The 19,791-nt window shown below is 68.1% G+C and carries 13 protein-coding genes, 3 rRNA genes and 1 riboswitch; of the genes, 6 read left to right on the forward strand and 10 right to left on the reverse strand.

All coding sequences use genetic code 11. The annotated features are described in order from the left end of the window. Positions 1-4: 4 nt before the first annotated feature. The gene (locus IIE03_RS09250; RefSeq protein ID WP_318842889.1) at positions 5-2,899 is read left to right on the forward strand and encodes an immune inhibitor A domain-containing protein; all 2,895 of its coding nucleotides are present in this window, start codon (positions 5-7) and stop codon (positions 2,897-2,899) included. 130 nt (positions 2,900-3,029) lie between these two features. On the opposite strand, the gene IIE03_RS09255 is transcribed toward IIE03_RS09250, so the two are convergent. Continuing rightward, on the reverse strand, positions 3,030-3,788 hold the full coding sequence (locus IIE03_RS09255; protein WP_192862469.1) for a copper homeostasis protein CutC: 759 nt from the start codon (positions 3,786-3,788) through the stop codon (positions 3,030-3,032). 65 nt (positions 3,789-3,853) lie between these two features. Between IIE03_RS09255 and IIE03_RS09260 the strand changes: the two genes are divergently transcribed. Then, the gene (locus tag IIE03_RS09260) at positions 3,854-5,011 is read left to right on the forward strand and encodes a PrsW family intramembrane metalloprotease (RefSeq protein ID WP_192862470.1); all 1,158 of its coding nucleotides are present in this window, start codon (positions 3,854-3,856) and stop codon (positions 5,009-5,011) included. A gap of 172 nt (positions 5,012-5,183) precedes the next feature. On the opposite strand, the gene pgi is transcribed toward IIE03_RS09260, so the two are convergent. The 4 genes from pgi to IIE03_RS09280 all read right to left on the reverse strand — a co-directional run bounded on the left by pgi (position 5,184) and on the right by IIE03_RS09280 (position 10,583). Continuing rightward, on the reverse strand, positions 5,184-6,905 hold the full coding sequence (gene pgi, locus IIE03_RS09265; protein ID WP_192862471.1) for a glucose-6-phosphate isomerase: 1,722 nt from the start codon (positions 6,903-6,905) through the stop codon (positions 5,184-5,186). A 68-nt stretch (positions 6,906-6,973) separates the two neighbouring features. Beyond that, complete coding sequence (locus IIE03_RS09270; protein WP_192862472.1) at positions 6,974-7,786, reverse strand: ABC transporter ATP-binding protein; 813 nt, start codon at positions 7,784-7,786, stop codon at positions 6,974-6,976. After that, positions 7,786-9,369, reverse strand: a complete 1,584-nt coding sequence (locus IIE03_RS09275) for an ABC transporter permease (protein WP_192862483.1) — start codon at positions 9,367-9,369, stop codon at positions 7,786-7,788. Before IIE03_RS09275 ends, IIE03_RS09270 begins: the two co-directional genes overlap by 1 nt. Positions 9,370-9,566: 197 nt before the next feature. Then, entirely contained in the window at positions 9,567-10,583 is a 1,017-nt protein-coding gene (locus tag IIE03_RS09280) for a thiamine ABC transporter substrate-binding protein (protein ID WP_192862473.1), read from the reverse strand. Further along, positions 10,583-10,699: riboswitch (TPP riboswitch) on the reverse strand. (Overlaps the previous gene by 1 nt.) Positions 10,700-10,748: 49 nt before the next feature. Here IIE03_RS09280 and IIE03_RS09285 point away from each other — a divergent pair. From IIE03_RS09285 to IIE03_RS09295, 3 genes are read left to right on the forward strand one after another with little or no spacing between them, the layout of a single operon-like run. Further along, on the forward strand, positions 10,749-11,036 hold the full coding sequence (locus tag IIE03_RS09285; RefSeq protein WP_192862474.1) for a DUF4235 domain-containing protein: 288 nt from the start codon (positions 10,749-10,751) through the stop codon (positions 11,034-11,036). Positions 11,037-11,095: 59 nt separating this feature from the next. Beyond that, positions 11,096-11,590, forward strand: coding sequence for a cyclic pyranopterin monophosphate synthase MoaC (gene moaC / locus IIE03_RS09290; protein WP_192862475.1), 495 nt, complete (start codon positions 11,096-11,098; stop codon positions 11,588-11,590). Continuing rightward, the gene (locus IIE03_RS09295; RefSeq protein ID WP_192862476.1) at positions 11,587-11,829 is read left to right on the forward strand and encodes a MoaD/ThiS family protein; all 243 of its coding nucleotides are present in this window, start codon (positions 11,587-11,589) and stop codon (positions 11,827-11,829) included. The genes moaC and IIE03_RS09295 overlap by 4 nt, the downstream gene beginning before the upstream one ends. A 34-nt stretch (positions 11,830-11,863) precedes the next feature. Here IIE03_RS09295 and IIE03_RS09300 read toward each other — a convergent pair whose 3' ends face one another. Next, on the reverse strand, positions 11,864-12,382 hold the full coding sequence (locus IIE03_RS09300; RefSeq protein ID WP_192862477.1) for a MogA/MoaB family molybdenum cofactor biosynthesis protein: 519 nt from the start codon (positions 12,380-12,382) through the stop codon (positions 11,864-11,866). 95 nt (positions 12,383-12,477) lie between these two features. Continuing rightward, positions 12,478-13,407, reverse strand: a complete 930-nt coding sequence (locus tag IIE03_RS09305; protein ID WP_192862478.1) for a sulfite exporter TauE/SafE family protein — start codon at positions 13,405-13,407, stop codon at positions 12,478-12,480. Positions 13,408-13,597: 190 nt separating this feature from the next. Between IIE03_RS09305 and IIE03_RS09310 the strand changes: the two genes are divergently transcribed. After that, on the forward strand, positions 13,598-14,056 hold the full coding sequence (locus IIE03_RS09310) for an RrF2 family transcriptional regulator (RefSeq protein ID WP_192862479.1): 459 nt from the start codon (positions 13,598-13,600) through the stop codon (positions 14,054-14,056). A gap of 113 nt (positions 14,057-14,169) precedes the next feature. On the opposite strand, the gene rrf is transcribed toward IIE03_RS09310, so the two are convergent. From rrf to IIE03_RS09325, 3 genes are all read right to left on the reverse strand, one after another. Beyond that, positions 14,170-14,286, reverse strand: a 5S ribosomal RNA gene (gene rrf, locus IIE03_RS09315). Between the two features lie 153 nt (positions 14,287-14,439). After that, positions 14,440-17,570, reverse strand: a 23S ribosomal RNA gene (locus IIE03_RS09320). Between the two features lie 526 nt (positions 17,571-18,096). Continuing rightward, a 16S ribosomal RNA gene (locus IIE03_RS09325) occupies positions 18,097-19,631 on the reverse strand. The 16S, 23S and 5S rRNA genes sit together here, the layout of an rRNA operon. Positions 19,632-19,791 lie beyond the last annotated feature (160 nt).

The following is a 19,791-nucleotide window of genomic DNA, read 5'->3' on the forward strand; positions in this document are numbered from 1 at the left end:
CACGGTGGCTACCCTCCCCGTCGTCGCCCTGACGGTCGCCGGCCTGGCGACCACGCAGGGCGCCGCGACGGCCCAGCCCACCCCCGACCCCGCGATCAGCGCTTCCGAGTACTACATCAACTATGCCGAGGCCGCCGTCCAGCCCGACGTCGGCACCGACATCGAGATCACCGAGAACGGCCGGATCGTCGAGCACGCGCCCGGCAGCGGCACCGGAACGACCGTGGACGCCGCGGTCCAGGCCGCGGCCGAGGAGCTCGAGTCCAAGTACGCGGGCGGCAACCCCGCCACCGCCGAGCAGCTCGCCGCGGCGGAGGCACAGGCCATCGAGCAGGGCGGCAGCCCCGCCGACATCCGCGAGCGCCGTGCGGCGCAAGCCCTGGCCGACGGCAGCGACGCCGTCCGGCGCGGCGGGCACCACGGCGGCGGGCACCACGGCAAGAAGCCCCGGTACAAGCAGGCGGAGACCACTCAGGAGGCCAAGCTCCTGACGATCCTGGTCGAGTTCGCGGACGACGTCGACGACGACTTCACCGACTCGATGGTTCCCACGTACTGGGGTTCGTCGGAGTGCATGCCCGGCAACATCCAGAACGGCCCCAAGCACAACAACCTCCCGGACCCGGGCTCGATGGAGCTCGAGGACAACAACTCCATGTGGGTGCCGGACTTCTCGCCCGGGCACTACAACGACATGCTGTTCACCGACGAGGGCATCACGGACCGCGTGCGTACGGATCTCACCGGGCCCGACGGCGAACCCGGCTTCGACATCTCGGGCTACACGATGAAGAACATGTACGAGGAGATGTCGCAGGGCGCCTACACCGTGTCGGGCGAGGCGACCCCGTGGGTCACGGTGCCGCACTCGGAGGGGTGGTACGGGGCGACCCGCTGCTTCCTCAACGAGGAGGGCGAGTGGGAGGCCGGCGCCTACCAGGGCATGCAGGGCCACCCGGACAACCCGCTGGGCCCGGGCCAGCTCCCGATCGACGCGGTGGCGGCGCTCGCCGAGGCCGTCCCCGACTTCCCGTGGGAGGACTACGACGTCGAGGACCAGTCGGACCGCGACGGTGACGGCGACCTCTTCGAGCCGGACGGCGTGATCGACCACGTGGTCCTGGTGCACGCCGGCGCCGACAAGTCGGGTGGCGGCGGCGACGAGGGCACGTACGCCATCTGGGCGCACTCGTCGGCGGTGGCCGGCGGTGCGGACATCCCGGGGACCGACCTGAAGCTGTCGAACTACATCGTGCAGCCCGAGGACTCGGGCGTCGGCGTGTTCGCGCACGAGTACGGCCACGACCTGGGCCTGCCCGACCTGTACGACACGTCCGGCGACGGCGACTCCGACGTCGACTTCTGGGACCTGATGAGCTCCGGCTCGCACGCCGGCCCGATCTTCCAGTCGATGCCGACGCACATGGGTGTGTGGGACAAGTACGTGCTCGGCTGGGCCGACCCGCTCGAGATCGAGCCGGGCGACGACCGGCGGATGGTCCGCGTGGGCCAGAACTCGCGTCCGCTGCGGGGTACCGAGGACGGCATCAAGATCAACCTGCCGGACAAGGACCTGTTCCTCACCGAGCCGCACTCGGGCGAGAACTCGTGGTACACCGGCGCCGACCAGGACTGGGCGGACGTGCGGTTGTCCCGGAGCCTCGACGTGCCGGCCGGTACCGAGGCGACGTTCTCGATGTGGAACGACTACGTCATCGAGGCCGACTGGGACTACGGCTTCGTCGAGGTCTCCACGGACGGCGGCGCGACCTGGGACGAGGTGAAGGTCTACGACGCGGAGGGCGCGGAGGTCACCACCGGTGACGGCTACGCCGACCCGAACGGCCGGCTGAGCGACTTCGGCGGCAAGCGGTACGGCCTGACGGGCGACACGCACGGCTGGGCACAGCACTTCGTGGACCTGTCGGCCTACGCCGGGTCCACCGTGGACCTGCGCCTGCGGTACGCCACCGACGCGGCGTTCCTGGAACGCGGCTGGTTCGCGGACGACTTCGCGCTCGTGGTCGACGGCGAGACCGTGTGGTCGGACGACACCGAGTCCGGTGCCAACGGCTGGACGAACGAGGTCTCCACCTGGGTGGACACCACGGGTCAGGGCTGGCACCAGCACGCGGGGTCCTCGACGCAGGCGCAGTACTACATCATCGAGTGGCGCAACGCGGACGGCTTCGACGAAGGGCTGAGGTACGCGTACGACTCCACCTACGCGGCCCCGCAGAGCGAGGCGTGGAAGGTCGAGAAGTTCTCGTACAACGTGCCCGGCATGCTGGTCTGGTACCGGGACACGACGTACGGGAACGCCAACCACATTACGGCGAACCTGAGCGCGCTGCCGAGCCTGGGCTCGAAGGGTGGTCTGCTCATCGTGGACAGCCACTTCGACCCGCTGCGCCGCGACGCGTCCGCGACGCCGGACACGTCGGTGCTGAAGAACATGCCGTCGCGTCCGCAGTCCTCCAACGCGGCGTTCGGCCTCCGGCCGACGTACCCGCTGACCGAGTGCATCGTGGCCGACGACGACCTGACGAACGAGTTCTGCACCGACGTCGCGCCGCTGGCGCCGGTGCGTGCCTTCACCGACGACAAGGGCTGGTACCCGGGCATCGAGGTGCGGGACGAGGGCCTGTTCTACCGGGACGTCGACGCGTCGGTCACGGTGCCGTCGGTCGGGAACAGCCCCTACTCGTTCCGGATCGTCGACCCGGACGGGAACCTGCTGCCCGACTGGTTCGGGGAGGACTTCGGCTTCCCGGCCCCGGCCGGGACCGGTGACCCCGTGGACGACGGCGTCGGCCTCGGCACGGAGGTCAAGCTGCACCGGACGCAGTTCGGCGACCGTGTCGGCCTGATCTCGGTGACGCCGCCGAGCGTTTCCTGACCGGGTGATCCCCACCGGGGCAGTACCCGCCCAGCGCGGTGTGCTGCCCCGGCAGACCCCCGATACCGAGGCAGTACGCCGCAGCCGGCGTGCTGCCTCGGTGGCGTCTCGGCACGGCTCGCGCGACTACCTACCGCAGCTGCAGCTCGCGGACGGCCTTCGCGACGGCGTGGGCGATGGCGTCGTCGGTGACCTCGTAGCCTCCGGTGCCACCGCCCGGACCGCCGTCCTCGGCCACGGCGCGCTTCGCGCTCAGGTGGATCGCGTCGACTCCCGCGGCGGCCAGGGCCGGGACGTCCTCGAGCCGGACGCCGCCACCCGCCATGATCTCCACGCCCAGGTCGGCGCTGCGCTCCGCCAGCAGCGCCAGCCGGTCCACGCCGTCGACCGCCCGGGCGGCGGCGCCCGAGGTCAGGACGCGCGTGACACCGAGGTCCGCGAGCACGGCGAGCGCCGTGAGTTGATCCGGGACGACGTCGAGTGCCCGGTGGAACGTCACCTCGGCGTCGCCGGCGGCCGCCACGAGGGCGCGGATCGTGTCCTCGTCCACGGCTCCCTCGGGAGTGAGGGCGCCCACGACGACGCCGTCGGCCCCTGCGTCGACCGACAGGACCGTCTCGCGAACCATGAGGGCGCGCTCCTCGGCCGACCACGTGAACCCGCCCGGGCGCGGCCGGACGAGGACGTGGACCTCCAGGATCGGGGCGCCCGCCGTCTCGGGCACCACGGCGGCGGCGTCGATCGCCGCCTCGATGAGGGCTGCGCTGGGCGTGATCCCGCCCGTCGCCCCGAGCGCGGAGCACAGCTCCACGCGCCGGGCGCCGACGTCGGACGCGATCCGCGCGCCTGCGGGGTCCTGGACGGCCAGCTCGAGGGCGACGTTGTGCACGGACGACAGGCTACCGTCGAGCCGGGCTCGCCCCGGGGAGGCCACGTTCACTAGGCTCTGCGTCCATGACCGTCGACCCGAGCGCGATCCTTCGCGGCCGCCCGCCAGGCCGGGCGCCCACGGGGGTCATCGTGGCCATCGCGTTCTCCTCCGTGTGCCTGATGATCGTGCTCGCGTTCGACGCGGTCGACGGCGGGGCCTCGTTCGTCGTGGGGCTGCTCCTCGCGCTGCTCCCGCTCGGGATCTGGCTGCCGGTGATCCTCGCGCTCGACCGGATGGAGCCGGAGCCCAAGAACGCGCTGGTCCTCGCGTTCCTGTGGGGTGCCGGGGTGGCGGCACTGGTCTCGATGGTGCTGAACACCCTCCACTTCGTGGTCATCACCGACCTGCTCGTGAGCGCCGACGACGGCTGGTACTGGACGGCGGTGGTCGGCGCGCCGATCGTGGAGGAGGTCCTCAAGGCCTTCGTGCTGTTCGGCATGCTCTGGTTCCGCCGCCACGAGCTCAACGGCCTCACCGACGGCATCATCTACGCCTCGATGGTCGGCCTGGGCTTCGCCGCCACGGAGAACATCACCTACTTCATCGAGGCCGCCGAGGAGGATCAGCTCGGCTTCGTGTTCCTCATGCGCGCGGTCATCGCGCCGCTGCTGCACCCGTTGTGCACCGCCATGACCGGGATCGGCGTCGCGGTCGCGGCGATGAGCCGGCCCGGCACGCTCCGGTTCTCGGCGCCCCTGATCGGCCTCGTGGGCGCGATCGCCCTGCACAGCCTGTGGAACGCGGCGTCGTCCCGCGGGATCGGCGGCCTGGCCTCGGCGTACCTGATCGGCCTCGTGGTGATGATTGTCCTGGTCGTGGTCGTGCAGAAGGAGCGCCGCCGGCTCGTCGGCCTCATCCTCCACTACCTGCCGAAGTACATCCCGACGGGCGTGGTGACGATGGTCGACGTACAGATGCTCAGCTCGCTGAAGGCCCGCAGGGCCGCCCGCGAGTGGGCGACCTCCCGCGGCGGCCGCGCCGCTGGCGCGGCCATGCGCGAGTACCAGCAGGCCGCTACCGAGCTCGCGATGCTGCACGAGCGGGCCGAGCACGCGGCGGCGGAGCCCGCCGAACTGGAGAACCAGCGTCAGGCACTGCTCTGGGTCATGCAACGCTCGCGCGCCACGTTCCTCCCGTCCGCGGGCACGGCCAACCTCCCCTGGGCGGCCGGCACGCACTGAGGCCAGGTTCGGCGACCACGGCGTGATACCGGGTTCGGCCACCCCGCCGTCGTGCACGGGGGAAAGGCTCCCACCACGCACGACGGCGGGTCGCGCCCCGAAGGGCCGGCCGACGGCGGGTGCCGGCCGGCGTCGGCCGGCGGCCGTGGGGCGTTGGCGGCCGTGGGCCGGGTCAGGCGCGGAGTTCGCGGTACCTCGCGATGAGGGCGGCCGTCGAGGCGTCCTGCGCGGCCAGGGCCGCCTCGTCCCCCGCTACCGCGGGAGCGATCTCCAGGGCGAGCTTCTTGCCGAGCTCCACGCCCCACTGGTCGAACGAGTCGATCCCCCACACGGCGCCCTGCACGAACGTGATGTGCTCGTAGAGCGCCACCAGCTGTCCCAGCACCGAGGGCGTGAGCGCGGGCGCGAGGATCGACGTCGTCGGCCGGTTGCCGCTGAAGACCCGCGCCGGCACGAGTTCCTCGGCCGTGCCCTCCGCGCGGACCTCGTCCGCCGTCTTGCCGAACGCCAGCGCCTTCGTCTGCGCGAAGAAGTTCGCCAGGAACAGGCCGTGCACGTCGGCGCCCGGGGACACGGCTTTGCCGTCGCCCACCGGGTCCGTCAGCCCGTACGCAGGCTGTGCGACCGCGATGAAGTCCGCCGGGATCAGGCGCGTCCCCTGGTGGATGAGCTGGTAGAACGCGTGCTGCCCGTTGGTGCCGGGCTCGCCCCAGAAGACCTCGCCGGTGTCGGCCGTGACGGGCGAGCCGTCCCAGCGCACGGACTTGCCGTTCGACTCCATCGTGAGCTGCTGCAGGTACGCCGGGAAGCGGTGCAGTTGCTGCGCGTACGGCAGGACGGCGTGCGTGTGCGCGTCACGGAAGTTGGTGTACCAGACGTTCAGCAGGCCCATCAGCACCGGGACGTTCTGCTCGAGCGGCGCGGTCGCGAAGTGCTGGTCCATCGCGTGGAATCCCGCGAGCAGCTCGCTGAACCGCTCCGGCCCGACGGCGATCGCCAGCGACGTCCCGATCGCCGAGTCCATCGAGTACCGGCCGCCCACCCAGTCCCAGAACCCGAAGGCGTTCTCGGGGTCGATGCCGAAGGCCGCCACCTTGTCCAACGCGGTGGAGACCGCCACGAAGTGCTTCGCGACGGCGCCCGCCCGCCCCTCGTCGGTGTCCTCGATCGCGCCGGCCTCCACGAGCGAGCGCCAGAGCCAGTCGCGAGCGAGCCGGGCGTTGGTGAGCGTCTCCAGCGTGCCGAACGTCTTCGAGGCGACGATGAACAGGGTGGTCGCGGGGTCGAGGCCGGCGGTCTTCTGCGCGACGTCCGTCGGGTCGATGTTCGAGACGAACCGGCACTCCAGCCCGTCCGCGACGTAGGGCTCCAGGGCCTCGTAGGCCATGACCGGGCCGAGGTCCGAGCCGCCGATCCCGATGTTCACGATGGTGCGGACCCTCTGGCCGGTGACGCCGGTCCACTCGCCCGAACGCACCTTCTCGGCGAAGGCGTAGACCTTCTCCAGCTCGGCCCGCACGTCGGCGTCGATGTCCTGGCCGTCCACGTGCAGCGCGGGGAGGGTGCCGGCGGGCCGGCGCAGGGCGGTGTGCAGGACGGCACGGTCCTCGGTCGTGTTGATGTGCTCGCCGGAGAACATCGCGTCCCGGCGCTCGGCGACGCCGGTCTGCTCGGCGAGGGCGACGAGCGCCGCCAGGACGTCGTCGGTCAGCAGGTTCTTGGAGAGGTCCACGTACAGGTCCGCGGCCTGGAAGGCGAACCGCTCGGCGCGGCCGGGGTCGGCGTCGAACCAGCCCCGCAGGTCGGGTTCGAGGTCCTCGGAGAGCCGGGAGAGGTCCGCCCAGGCGGACGTGGTCGTGGCGTCGACAGGCTGCTTGGCAAGCTCGGTGCGCATGTGCACAAACCTACTGTCCGACGACGGCGGCAGCTGAGTCGTCCCGCACGGCGCGGCCGACCACCGGATCACGGGCCCAGGAACTCCGCGACCTCCGCCGTGGCCGGCTTCTCGCGCAGTTCTTCGGGCGGGGCGACCTGGAGCAGCCGCCCACCGGACATGACCCCCACCCGGTCGGCCACCGCGAAGGCCTCGTCGTGGTCATGGGTGACGAAGAGCGCCGTCGTCCCCGTCTCCTTGAGGACCCGGCGCACCTCCGCGGCCAGGCGCTCGCGCAGACGGCGGTCCAGTGCGGAGAGCGGCTCGTCGAGGAGCAGCAGCCGCGGGCGCGGTGCGAGGGCCCGCGCGAGCGCCACCCGCTGCCGCTCTCCCCCGGACAGCGTCGCGACCCGGCGCCGTTCGTAGCCCGCGAGGCCCACGAGCTCCAACAGCCCGGCGACGCGCTCGGCCCGCTCGGGAGCCGGGACGTGCTGCGCCTCGAGCCCGTAGGCGACGTTGCGCCCGGCGTCGCGATGCGGGAAGAGCTGCCCGTCCTGGAACATCAGGCCGAACTGGCGGCGGTGTACCGGCACGCCGGTGAGGTCGCCGTCGTCCCAGGTGACCGTGCCGTCGGCGAGCGGTTCCAACCCGGCGACGGCGCGCAGGAGGGACGACTTGCCGCATCCGCTCGGCCCGAGCAGCGCGACGATCTCGCCCTGGTCCACGTCGAGCGAGACGTGGTCGACGGCGACCGTGGTGGCCCTCGTGCGGCGCCACAACCCACCGGGTGCCTTCGCGTAGCGCACGACGACGTCGCGCACGGCGAGCCCGGCCCCGCCGCCGTCAGCTCGAGCGGCGGTGACCGCATCATTCGACCCGGTACCCGAGCCACGCGAGATCATCAGAACTCTCCTCCGCCATGATCGCCCCGCAGGCGCTCCGCCAGCATCATCACGACCGCGGTGAGGGCGGCCAGCACCACCGACGCCGCGAGCGCCATCCCGTAGTTCTCGGCCCCCGGCCGTCCGATGAGCCGGAAGATCACGACGGGCAGCGTCTCGCTCTGCGGCCGCACGAGGAACGACGTCGCGCCGAACTCCCCGAGGGACACGGCGAACGCGAACCCGACGGCGAGCCCGAGGGATCGGGCCGCGAGCGGAAGGTCCACGGTGCGCAGCACGGCCCAGGGACCCGCGCCGAGGGTTCCGGCGACCTCGCGCAGCCGCGGGTCGATGGCACGCAGCACGGGCAGGACGGTGCGCGTGACGAGCGGGACCGCGACGACGGCCTGCGCGATCGGCACGAGCGCCGGCGAGGTCCGCAGGTCGTACTCGACGCCGAGCGGCTGGTCGAGGGTGACGAGGAACCCAAAGCCCACGGTCACCGCGGACACCCCGAGGGGCAGCATGAACAGGCCGTCGAGCAGGGACACGGCGCGCCGGGCCCCGGTGCCGCGCGGCCGCCGGGACGCGAGGAGCGCCACGAGCCCGCCCACGACGAGCGCGATCGCGCACGCCCATGCGGCCGTGCGGAGCGAGTTGCCGAGGGCCTCCCAGACCGTGACGGTCAGGGCGCCGCGTTCGCCGGTGGTGCCGAGCGCCGCGTAGTTGGCGAGCCCGAGGCGGCCGTCGGGCCCACGGAACGAGCGCAGCGCGAGGCCGCCGAGCGGCAGCAGGATCAGCCCGCCGACGACGGCGGCCGTGGCCGCGACCGCCGCGACGTCGCCACGCGATCGGCGCAGCGGCACGGCGGAGGTCCGGTCGCTGACGAGGTGCAGGGCGGCCTCGCGCCGGCTGCGCGTGCGTGCGGAGACGGCGAGGGCGGTGGCGACGACGACGAGCTGGAGGATCGAGAGCACGGCCGCCGACCGCAGGTCGAGGAACTGGGTGGTGCGCACCCAGATCTCGGTCTCCACCGTGCCGTATCGTGCGCCGCCGAGCACCATGACGACGCCGAACGCCGTCGCGCAGAACAGGAACACCACCGAGGCGGCCGACACGAGCGCGGGGGCGAGCGACGGCAGCGTGACGGTCCACCACACGCGGCCGGGCGAGGCGCCGAGGGCGGCGGCGGCCTGTTCGGTGCGCGGGTCGAGGCGTTCCCAGAGACCGCCGACGGTGCGCACGACGACGGCCAGGTTGAAGAACACGAGCGCGACGACGATCCCGCCGAGAGTCTCCTCCAGGCCGAGGAACCCCAGCGCGCCGTCGGGCACGAACAGACTGCGGAACGCCACGCCGACCACGACGGTGGGCAGCACGAACGGGACCGTGACCAGTCCGCGCAGCAGGCCCCGGCCGGGGAACGTGCGGCGGTACAGCAGGAAGGCGACCGGCAGCCCGGCGACGAGCGCGAACCCGGTGCCGAGGAAGGACTGGGCGAGCGTGAGGCCGACGAGGCGCCAGGTGCGCGGGCGGCCGAGGACGTCCGCGAACCCGGTGAGGTCGAGCGCGCCGTCGGCAACGAATCCACGCGCCACCAGCATCGCGACGGGCCACGCGAAGAACAGCCCGACAAACAACAGCGGGACGAGCGCGATCGATGCCCAGGCGAGCGCTCGGCGGATTGCCGGAGCGTCAGGGGACCAGGCGCGGACGTATCTTTCCCGAAGTGGAGGGCCTCCTGGGGCCCGTGAACGCGTCCGCGCCTGGTCCCCTGACGCTCCGGCAATCCGCCGAGCGCTCACCCCAGCACGATCGCGGTCCACGCCTCGATCCACTCGTCACGGTGCGCCGCGATCTCCTCCGGGTCCACCTCGTACGGGTCGTCGGCGAGCGGGGCGTGCTCGACCCATTCCTCCGGCAGGGCGGCGTCCTCGTCGGCCGGATACATGTACATCGAGCCGGGCAGGTCTTCCTGGACCGTGTCGGACTGCAGGAACCGCACGAGCTCCCAGGCGCCGTCCGGGTTGTCGGCGCCGGCAAGGACACCGGCGTACTCCTCCTGGCGGAAGCAGGTGTCGAGGAGCGCGGTGGTGGTGGACTCGCCGTCGTCGGTCACGGTGTAGGCCGGGGACGTCGAGTAGGACAGGACGAGCGGCCGGTCGCCGTCGCCGTCCGCGCCGGAGAAGTCGACGTAGTAGGCGTCCTCCCACGAGTCGACGACCTTGACGTCGTTGTCCCGCAGCGCCGCCCAGTAGTCGCCGAAGCCGTTGTCACCGAACGCGCTGTACGTCGCCAGCAGGAACGCGAGCCCCGGGGACGACGTCGCCGGGTTGGTCACGACGAGCAGGCCCTGGTACTCGGGCTCGGTCAGGTCCTCGAGGGTCTCGGGGATGTCCAGGTCCTGCTCGGCGAACCATTCCTTGTCCGCGTTGATGCAGACGTCTCCGCGGTCGATCTGGGCCAGGTCACCGGCGATCACCCCTTCGTCGGTGACGCGTGACGCGAACGTGTTGTCGATGCCGAACACGGCGTCGCCGAGCGGCGCGTCCTTGGTGAGGACGAGCTGGTTCGCGAGCGTGCCGGCGTCCCCGGCGGCGTTCACCTCGACCGTGAGCCCGGTCTCGTCCTCGAACTCGTCGAGGATCCCGTCGCTGAGCGCGAACGAGTCGTGCGTGACGAGCGTGACGGTGTCCGACGCCGGCGAGGCGTCGCCGTCCTGCTCGTCGCCGGGCTGCCCCGTGCACCCGGCGAGCAGCAGGGCGGACACGACGGACGCGGCCGCCGCGGTCACGGCGGTACGTCGGAACATGGTCATGAAAGGTCCTTTCGACTTCCTCCACCGGTGCTAACCGGATCAGGTTCGAGGGTCTGCGGCGAACCGCACTCTCAGCGCCCGCGTCGTCGACGGCGGGGGCTCCCCTGTCGTTGTTCTCGGCAGCCTACCTCTGCTGTCCGTCACGGATGCCGCTACGGTGGGTTCGTGGCCGAGAATGAGACGGAACCGACACTTGCGGTGAAGATCGGCACCATCGCCCTCACGTTCGCCGCCGGATGGGCGGCGCAGAAGGCGCTGGCGCTGGTCTGGAAGCAGGTCACCGGCAAAGACGCACCCACCAAACCCGACGACCCGGAGCTCGACATGGTCCAGGCGACCGTGTTCGCCGCGGTCGCCGCCGGGACGGCCGTGCTCGCCAAGCGTGTCGCCGCCCGTGGCGCGCAGCGCGCGGTGGCCAGGATCGCGGCCCGCTCGGCGGCGCGCTCGAGCTGACCACGAGGCCGGGCCGAGACGGCCGCGGAGGCAGGCACGCGATCTTCTACGCTGGGCGGGTGACCTTCACCCATCTCGACGACCGCGGCCAGGCCCGCATGGTCGACGTCACCGCCAAGCAGCCCACCGTGCGATCCGCGACGGCGACCGGTCGCGTCGCCTGCGCGCCCGAGGTCGTCGCGGCGCTCCGCTCGGGCGAGGTGCCCAAGGGTGACGTGCTCGCCGTGGCGCGCATCGCCGGCATCGCGGGGGCCAAGCGCACCGCGGAGCTCCTGCCCCTCGCGCACGTGATCGGCGTGCACGGCGCGGTGGTGGACCTCGAGGTGACCGATGGCGGCGTCGACATCACGGCCACCGTCCGCACCGCGGACCGTACCGGGGTGGAGATGGAGGCGCTGACCGCCGTGTCCGTCGCCGGGCTCGCCGTGGTCGACATGGTCAAGGGACTGGACAGGTCGGTGTCGCTCGCCGACGTCCGCCTCGTCGCGAAGACGGGCGGCAGGTCGGGCGACTGGGTGCGGCCGGGAGCCGAGCGAGAGGCCGAGGCCTCGTGATCCAGGTGCGGTACTTCGCGGGAGCGAGGGAGGCAGCGGGTGTCGCCTCGGAAGCCCTTCCGGGCCCGACGACGGCGGCCGGCCTGCGCACCGAGCTGGCCGCGCGGCACGGGGCGGCGTTGGGCGAGGTCCTGCCGAGGTGCGCGCTTCTCGTGGCGGGAGCCCGGGCGACGTCGGACGAGACCCCGGTGCCCGACGGGACGACCGTGGACGTGCTCCCGCCCTTCGCGGGTGGCTGATCGCTCCCTACGCCACGGTTCGCCGGCGGGTCGGCTACTGCTCGGGTGGGGCGGGGTGATCGGCGCCGTCGAGCTGTTCGCGAAGATGCGGCCACAGCGGTAGAACGATCTCGGCGCCGTCGCGCGCGCCTCCCGTGGAGCCGGGCAGGTTGATGACGACCGCCGGCCGACTGCCGTTGGGCGCCCGGATGATGCCGGCAAGACCACGGGACAGTACGGCCGTGGGAATCCCGCCCTCCGCGCCCCTGGCCCGGATCGCCTCGGCGATGCCGGGGATCTCCGTGTCGAGCAGACCTCGGGTGCCCTCGGGGGTGAGATCGCGGGGAGTGACGCCGGTGCCACCGGTGGTGAGGATCAGGCGGGCACGCTGGGCGAGCGTCCAGCGCAGGACGTCCCGGACGGATTCGACGCCGTCCGGCACGACGCGGGTGACCACGTCGCTGATCCCGTGCTCGGCGAGGACCTGTACCAGGAGAGGGCCGGAACGGTCTTCCGACTCACCGCGGGCACAGCGGTCCGACACGGTGATGACGGCAGCGCGGTCGGAAGTCATGCCTACACCATAGGAGGTCGCTCGCTGCACGGGCACGGACGACCGGGGCGAGCCGTAGTCGTGACGCGGCAGCCGCCCGGTGGAGCGGTCGTCGGTCACGACACCGGCGTGCGCTCGCTCGACGTCGGATCATGGTCGAGCGAGCTGCCGTCCTCCCGGGACCGGGCGCCGACACGGTGGGCTCGGACGGACCAGGCCACGGCCGCGGCCCAGCCGATCCAGATCACCACGTAGACCGGGATCCTCGTGGCCTCGGGCGCGGCGATCCAGTCGCTGTCGAGCAGGGTCCGGGAGTTGGTCAGCACGATGACCCCGCCCACCAGGGAGCCGAGGACGCGCGGCGGGACGCGCCGGACGAGCCATGCCGCGATCGGCGCCGCGACGAGGCCGCCGACGAGCAGTGCGAGCACCCACGCGTAGTCGATGCCCTCGCCGGCCATGCCGAGCAGGAAGCCACCGCTCGCGGCGACGGCGACGAGGAACTCCGACGTGTCGATGGTACCGATCACCCTGCGCGGTTCCATCCGCCCGCTCGCCAGGAGTGCCGGTGTGCCGACCGGGCCCCAACCGCCGCCACCCGTCGCGTCCATGAAACCTCCCAGGAGGCCCAGTGGCGCGAGGAATCGCTTGCGCATCGGCTTGTCCGACCTGGTCGGCAGACCCTGCACGGTGAAGCGGACGAGCACGTAGACGCCCAGGGAGAGGAGAATCAGCGACATCACGGGCTTGGCGACGTCCGTGGACAACGACGAGAGGAAGGTCGCACCGGCGAAGGCGCCCAGCGCGCCGGGGACTCCGATCTTCGCGACGACCCTCCCGTCCACGTTCCCGAACCGCCAGTGCGATGCGCCGGACGCCAGGGTGGTGCCGATCTCGGCGAGATGCACGGTGGCCGACGCCGCAGCTGGATTCGTGCCGATGGCGAGCAACAGCGTCGTGGACGTGACGCCGTACGCCATGCCGAGACTGCCGTCGACCAGTTGGGCGCCGAGGCCGACCAGAGCGAGCAGGATCAGGGTTCTCATGAGCGGCTCCGGTTCGGGCGATCGTGGCGGGCAGGAGTTCGAGGCGGGTTCGAACAGGGCGAGAGTATCCTATCAATCCGATAGGAACCAAGCACTTTGAACAAGTCGGGTTTTAGCTCGGCCGTCGGGCATGGACGCCGACTCTGGGTCGTGCGCGCGGTAACCGCCTATTCCGGTGGACAATGGGGTCATGAGAATCTCCGCACGCGCCGACTATGCCGTGAGAGCCGCCGCCGAACTCGCGGCCGCCGACCATGACGTACCTGTTCGCGCCGAAGCCCTCGCCACGGCGCAGGGCATCCCGTATCGCTTCCTGGAAGGGATTCTCAGCGACCTGCGCCGGGACGGTCTCGTCACGAGCCAGCGCGGCGCCGGCGGCGGCTACCGACTGGGCCAGCCCGCGGAACGCGTCACGATCGCGGATGTCATCCGTGCCGTCGACGGGCCGCTCGTCTTCGTACGTGGCAAGCGGCCGTCCGACCTGGAGTACCAAGGACCTGCCGCACCGCTGCTCCAGGTCTGGGTCGCACTGCGCGCCAATGTCCGCACGGTGCTGGAGCAGGTGACGCTCGCCGATCTGGTGACGGATGGTCTACCGACGGAGATCCGGGACCTGGTCCGGGCGGACGACGCGTGGGCGAACGCGTGAGATGGCGGCGTGGGCGAACGCACGAGGTGGCGTGGCCGGCATCGCTGCCGGGCGCTTTCCAGGAATGGCGAAAGCCCCTCGAGTGGGTGCTCGAGGGGCTTTCGTGAAAGGGGGTCCGGCGGCGTCCTACTCTCCCACCCCCTGGCGGGGGCAGTACCATCGGCGCTGTAGGGCTGAGCTTCCGGGTTCGGAATGGAGCCGGGCGTTTCCCCTACGCTATGACCGCCGTAACACTATCGAGTTCACCAACCAACCCAGGGCTACAGGCCCCCCCTCTTCGTTGTGCCTGCCGGCACCCGTGGGGGGTGGTTTGGTCGTTTCTCGGGAACCGTACAGTGGACGCGAACAGCCGGCACACACACAGTGTGTGGGTGTGGGGTGTGTTGTTGAGGTTGTTGGCGGATTAGTACCGGTCAACTCCACCCATTACTGGGCTTCCATCTCCGGCCTATCAACCCGGTAGTCTTCCGGGCGCCTTCCCACCCGAGGGTGGTGGAGTCTTCATCTTGAAGCAGGCTTCCCGCTTAGATGCTTTCAGCGGTTATCCCTTCCGAACGTAGCCAACCAGCCGTGCTCCTGGCGGAACAACTGGCACACCAGAGGTTCGTCCGTCCCGGTCCTCTCGTACTAGGGACAGCCCTTCTCAAGACTCCTACGCGCGCAGCGGATAGGGACCGAACTGTCTCACGACGTTCTAAACCCAGCTCGCGTACCGCTTTAATGGGCGAACAGCCCAACCCTTGGGACCAACTCCAGCCCCAGGATGCGACGAGCCGACATCGAGGTGCCAAACCATGCCGTCGATATGGACTCTTGGGCAAGATCAGCCTGTTATCCCCGGGGTACCTTTTATCCGTTGAGCGACCACGCTTCCACAAGCCATGGCCGGATCACTAGTTCCGACTTTCGTCCCTGCTCGACCTGTCAGTCTCACAGTCAAGCTCCCTTGTGCACTTGCACTCGACACCTGATTGCCAACCAGGCTGAGGGAACCTTTGAGCGCCTCCGTTACATTTTAGGAGGCAACCGCCCCAGTTAAACTACCCACCAGGCACTGTCCCTGATCCGGATCACGGACCGAGGTTAGATGCCCGAAGCGATCAGAGTGGTATTTCAACGATGACTCCACCCGACCTGGCGGCCGGGCTTCACAGTCTCCCACCTATCCTACACAAACCGCACCGAACACCAATACCAAGCTGTAGTAAAGGTCCCGGGGTCTTTCCGTCCTGCTGCGCGTAACGAGCATCTTTACTCGTAGTGCAATTTCGCCGAGTTCGCGGTCGAGACAGCGGAGAAGTCGTTACGCCATTCGTGCAGGTCGGAACTTACCCGACAAGGAATTTCGCTACCTTAGGATGGTTATAGTTACCACCGCCGTTTACTGGGGCTTAAATTCTGAGCTTCAACCCGCAAGGGTTTGACTCGTCCTCTTAACCTTCCAGCACCGGGCAGGCGTCAGTCCGTATACATCGTCTTGCGACTTCGCACGGACCTGTGTTTTTAGTAAACAGTCGCTTCTCCCTGGTCTCTGCGGCCCACCCCCGCTCCCCCCAGCAAGTAGGGTTCACGGGTTGGGCCCCCCTTCTCCCGAAGTTACGGGGGCATTTTGCCGAGTTCCTTGACCACGATTCGCTCGATCACCTTGGTATTCTCTACCTGACCACCTGAGTCGGTTTCGGGTACGGGCGGCTAGAACCTCACGTCGAGGCTTTTCTTGGCAGCAGAGGATCACCACGTTCCCACATAAGTGGTCACCATCAGCCCTCACCCTTCATGTCCCGCGGATTTGCCTACGGAACGGGCTACGACCTTGGACGTGGACAACCATCGCCACGTGCGGCTACCTTCCTGCGTCACCCCTGTTAACACGCTTACCTACTACCGGATCAGGTCCCACGCCTCACCCCCCGGTACAGTCCGAAGACTGTGGTGGAAGGTTCGGGATGGTTAGTCTCACCGGACTCGGTATGGGCGGTTCTTCGCCGGTAGGAGAATATCAACTCCTTGTCCATCGACTACGCCTGTCGGCCTCGCCTTAGGTCCCGACTTACCCAGGGCGGATAAACCTGGCCCTGGAACCCTTGGTCATTCGGTGGACGGGATTCACACCCGTCATTCGCTACTCATGCCTGCATTCTCACTCCCGCAGCCTCCACCCCTGGATCACTCCGGGACTTCCACGGCTGCAGGACGCTCCCCTACCCAACCACACCACTGACAATCAACAAGTTGACCGTAATGTATGCGTGTGGTTGCCACGGCTTCGGCGGTGTGCTTGAGCCCCGCTACATTGTCGGCGCGGAATCACTTGACCAGTGAGCTATTACGCACTCTTTCAAGGATGGCTGCTTCTAAGCCAACCTCCTGGTTGTCTGAGCAACTCCACATCCTTTCCCACTGAGCACACGCTTAGGGGCCTTAGCCGGCGATCTGGGCTGTTTCCCTCTCGACCCACGGAGCTTATCCCCCGCAGTCTCACTGCCACGCTCAACTTACCGGCATTCGGAGTTTGGCTGACGTCAGTAACCTTGTCGGGCCCATCGGCCATCCAGTAGCTCTACCTCCAGCAAGCAACACGCGACGCTGCACCTAAATGCATTTCGGGGAGAACCAGCTATCACGGAGTTTGATTGGCCTTTCACCCCTAACCACAGGTCATCCCCCAGGTTTTCAACCCTGGTGGGTTCGGGCCTCCACACCGTCTTACCGACGCTTCACCCTGCCCATGGCTAGATCACCCCGCTTCGGGTCTAGACCCGGCGACTGGACCGCCCTGTTCGGACTCGCTTTCGCTACGGCTACCCCACCCGGGTTAACCTCGCCACCGAGCACTAACTCGCAGGCTCATTCTTCAAAAGGCACGCCATCACCCCCACACGCCCCACAAGGAGACGCCGAGGCTCTGACGGATTGTAGGCACACGGTTTCAGGTACTATTTCACTCCCCTCCCGGGGTACTTTTCACCTTTCCCTCACGGTACTGGTCCGCTATCGGTCATCAGGGAGTATTTAGGCTTACCAAGTGGTCTTGGCAGATTCACACGAGATTTCACGGGCCCCGTGCTACTCGGGACAACCTCCACCAGGCCGCACGATTTCACCTACGGGACTCCCACCCTCTACGGTCCGGTATTCAACCCGGTTCGGCTATCACACGACTTTCTCACTGGCCCAGACCCTGTCAGAGATCTGAAGAAGCTCCCACTACCCCGCACACGCAACGCCTGACAACTTGACACGCGCACGGTTTAACCTCATCCGCTTTCGCTCACCACTACTCACAGAATATCTCTTCCTGCCGGTACTGAGATGTTTCACTTCCCGGCGTTCCCCCCCACACCCTATGAATTCAAGTGCGGGTACCCGAACATGACTTCGGGTAGGTTCCCCCATTCGGAAACCCTCGGATCACAGCTCGTCTGCCAGCTCCCCGAGGCTTATCGCAGGCTACAACGTCCTTCGTCGGCTCCTGATGCCAAGGCATCCACCCTGTGCCCTAAAAAACTTCAACAACACTACACAGAACACACCAGCACACCCCCTCCCACCCCAAGGATGAAAACCCCAAGGATGAGAACAGAGCCACTGGCATGTCCAGAGATGCTCGCGTCCACTATACAGTTCTCAAGCAACGAACGAACCCACCACCCACGAACGACCAACCACACCATCCCGGCCTGGCGGTATCGCTCCAGCGATGACCCGAACCCTCCACGAAACACCCCACCCAGGAACCCCCACCCCGACCACGAGCAAAAAAACCCGCGACCCGGTCGTGACGATCCCGAGAGCCGGTTGCCTCAGGACCCAACAGTGTGCTCGGCAGACCCCACCCCCAGGCGTCACCCGTTCCAGCCCGGCCACCACCACCCCCCGCAAGAGAGAGGCCGGCACCCGGCGTACTAGAGGCAACCCCACACAAGAGGCAGAGCCCTTCGTCAATGTTCCACCCACGAGCAACCACCCACGACACGTTCGGTCATGGCGCGGCTTCTGGACCCGCCACCCCAGGGGCGACGAGCCGAAGTGCTCCTTAGAAAGGAGGTGATCCAGCCGCACCTTCCGGTACGGCTACCTTGTTACGACTTAGTCCCAATCGCCAGTCCCACCTTCGACCACTCCCCCCTTACGGTTGGGCCGTGGGCTTCGGGTGTTACCAACTTTCGTGACTTGACGGGCGGTGTGTACAAGGCCCGGGAACGTATTCACCGCAGCGTTGCTGATCTGCGATTACTAGCGACTCCGACTTCACGGGGTCGAGTTGCAGACCCCGATCCGAACTGAGACCGGCTTTTAGGGATTCGCTCCACCTCACGATATCGCAACCCTCTGTACCGGCCATTGTAGCATGCGTGAAGCCCAAGACATAAGGGGCATGATGATTTGACGTCATCCCCACCTTCCTCCGAGTTGACCCCGGCAGTCTCCCATGAGTCCCCGGCATCACCCGCTGGCAACATGAGACAAGGGTTGCGCTCGTTGCGGGACTTAACCCAACATCTCACGACACGAGCTGACGACAACCATGCACCACCTGTACACCGACCTTACGGAAACCACATCTCTGCAGCGATCCGGTGCATGTCAAGCCTTGGTAAGGTTCTTCGCGTTGCATCGAATTAATCCGCATGCTCCGCCGCTTGTGCGGGCCCCCGTCAATTCCTTTGAGTTTTAGCCTTGCGGCCGTACTCCCCAGGCGGGGCACTTAATGCGTTAGCTACGGCACAGAACAGGTGGAACCTGCCCCACACCTAGTGCCCAACGTTTACGGCATGGACTACCAGGGTATCTAATCCTGTTCGCTCCCCATGCTTTCGCTCCTCAGCGTCAGTAACGGCCCAGAGACCTGCCTTCGCCATCGGTGTTCCTCCTGATATCTGCGCATTCCACCGCTACACCAGGAATTCCAGTCTCCCCTACCGCACTCCAGCCTGCCCGTACCCGATGCCAGCCCGAGGTTGAGCCTCGGGTTTTCACACCAGACGCGACAGACCGCCTACGAGCTCTTTACGCCCAATAATTCCGGACAACGCTTGCGCCCTACGTATTACCGCGGCTGCTGGCACGTAGTTAGCCGGCGCTTCTTCTACACGTACCCTCAACCCCCCGAAAACGAGAAGCCTTGTTCCGTGTCGAAAGAGGTTTACAACCCGAAGGCCGTCATCCCTCACGCGGCGTCGCTGCATCAGGCTTGCGCCCATTGTGCAATATTCCCCACTGCTGCCTCCCGTAGGAGTCTGGGCCGTGTCTCAGTCCCAGTGTGGCCGGTCGCCCTCTCAGGCCGGCTACCCGTCGACGCCTTGGTAGGCCATCACCCCACCAACAAGCTGATAGGCCGCGAGCCCATCCCCCACCAAAAAATCTTTCCAACCCCCACCATGCGGCAGAGACTGAATATCCGGTATTAGACCCCGTTTCCAAGGCTTATCCCGAAGTAGAGGGGCAGGTTACTCACGTGTTACTCACCCGTTCGCCACTAATCCACCCAGCAAGCTGGGCTTCATCGTTCGACTTGCATGTGTTAAGCACGCCGCCAGCGTTCGTCCTGAGCCAGGATCAAACTCTCCGCAAAAGAAAACACTCTTCACAGAGCTTAACTGATACCAGCTCAGACCAGACAGACAAACTGCCCGATCCGATCCAAAACAACCCCTCCCACAAAAGGGAAGAGCCTTAAACATTGGCATTGACTATCAAGCACACTGTTGAGTTCTCAAACAACCGACGCACAC

This window comes from Myceligenerans pegani, assembly GCF_014892515.1.
Lineage (GTDB): Bacteria > Actinomycetota > Actinomycetes > Actinomycetales > Cellulomonadaceae > Myceligenerans > Myceligenerans pegani.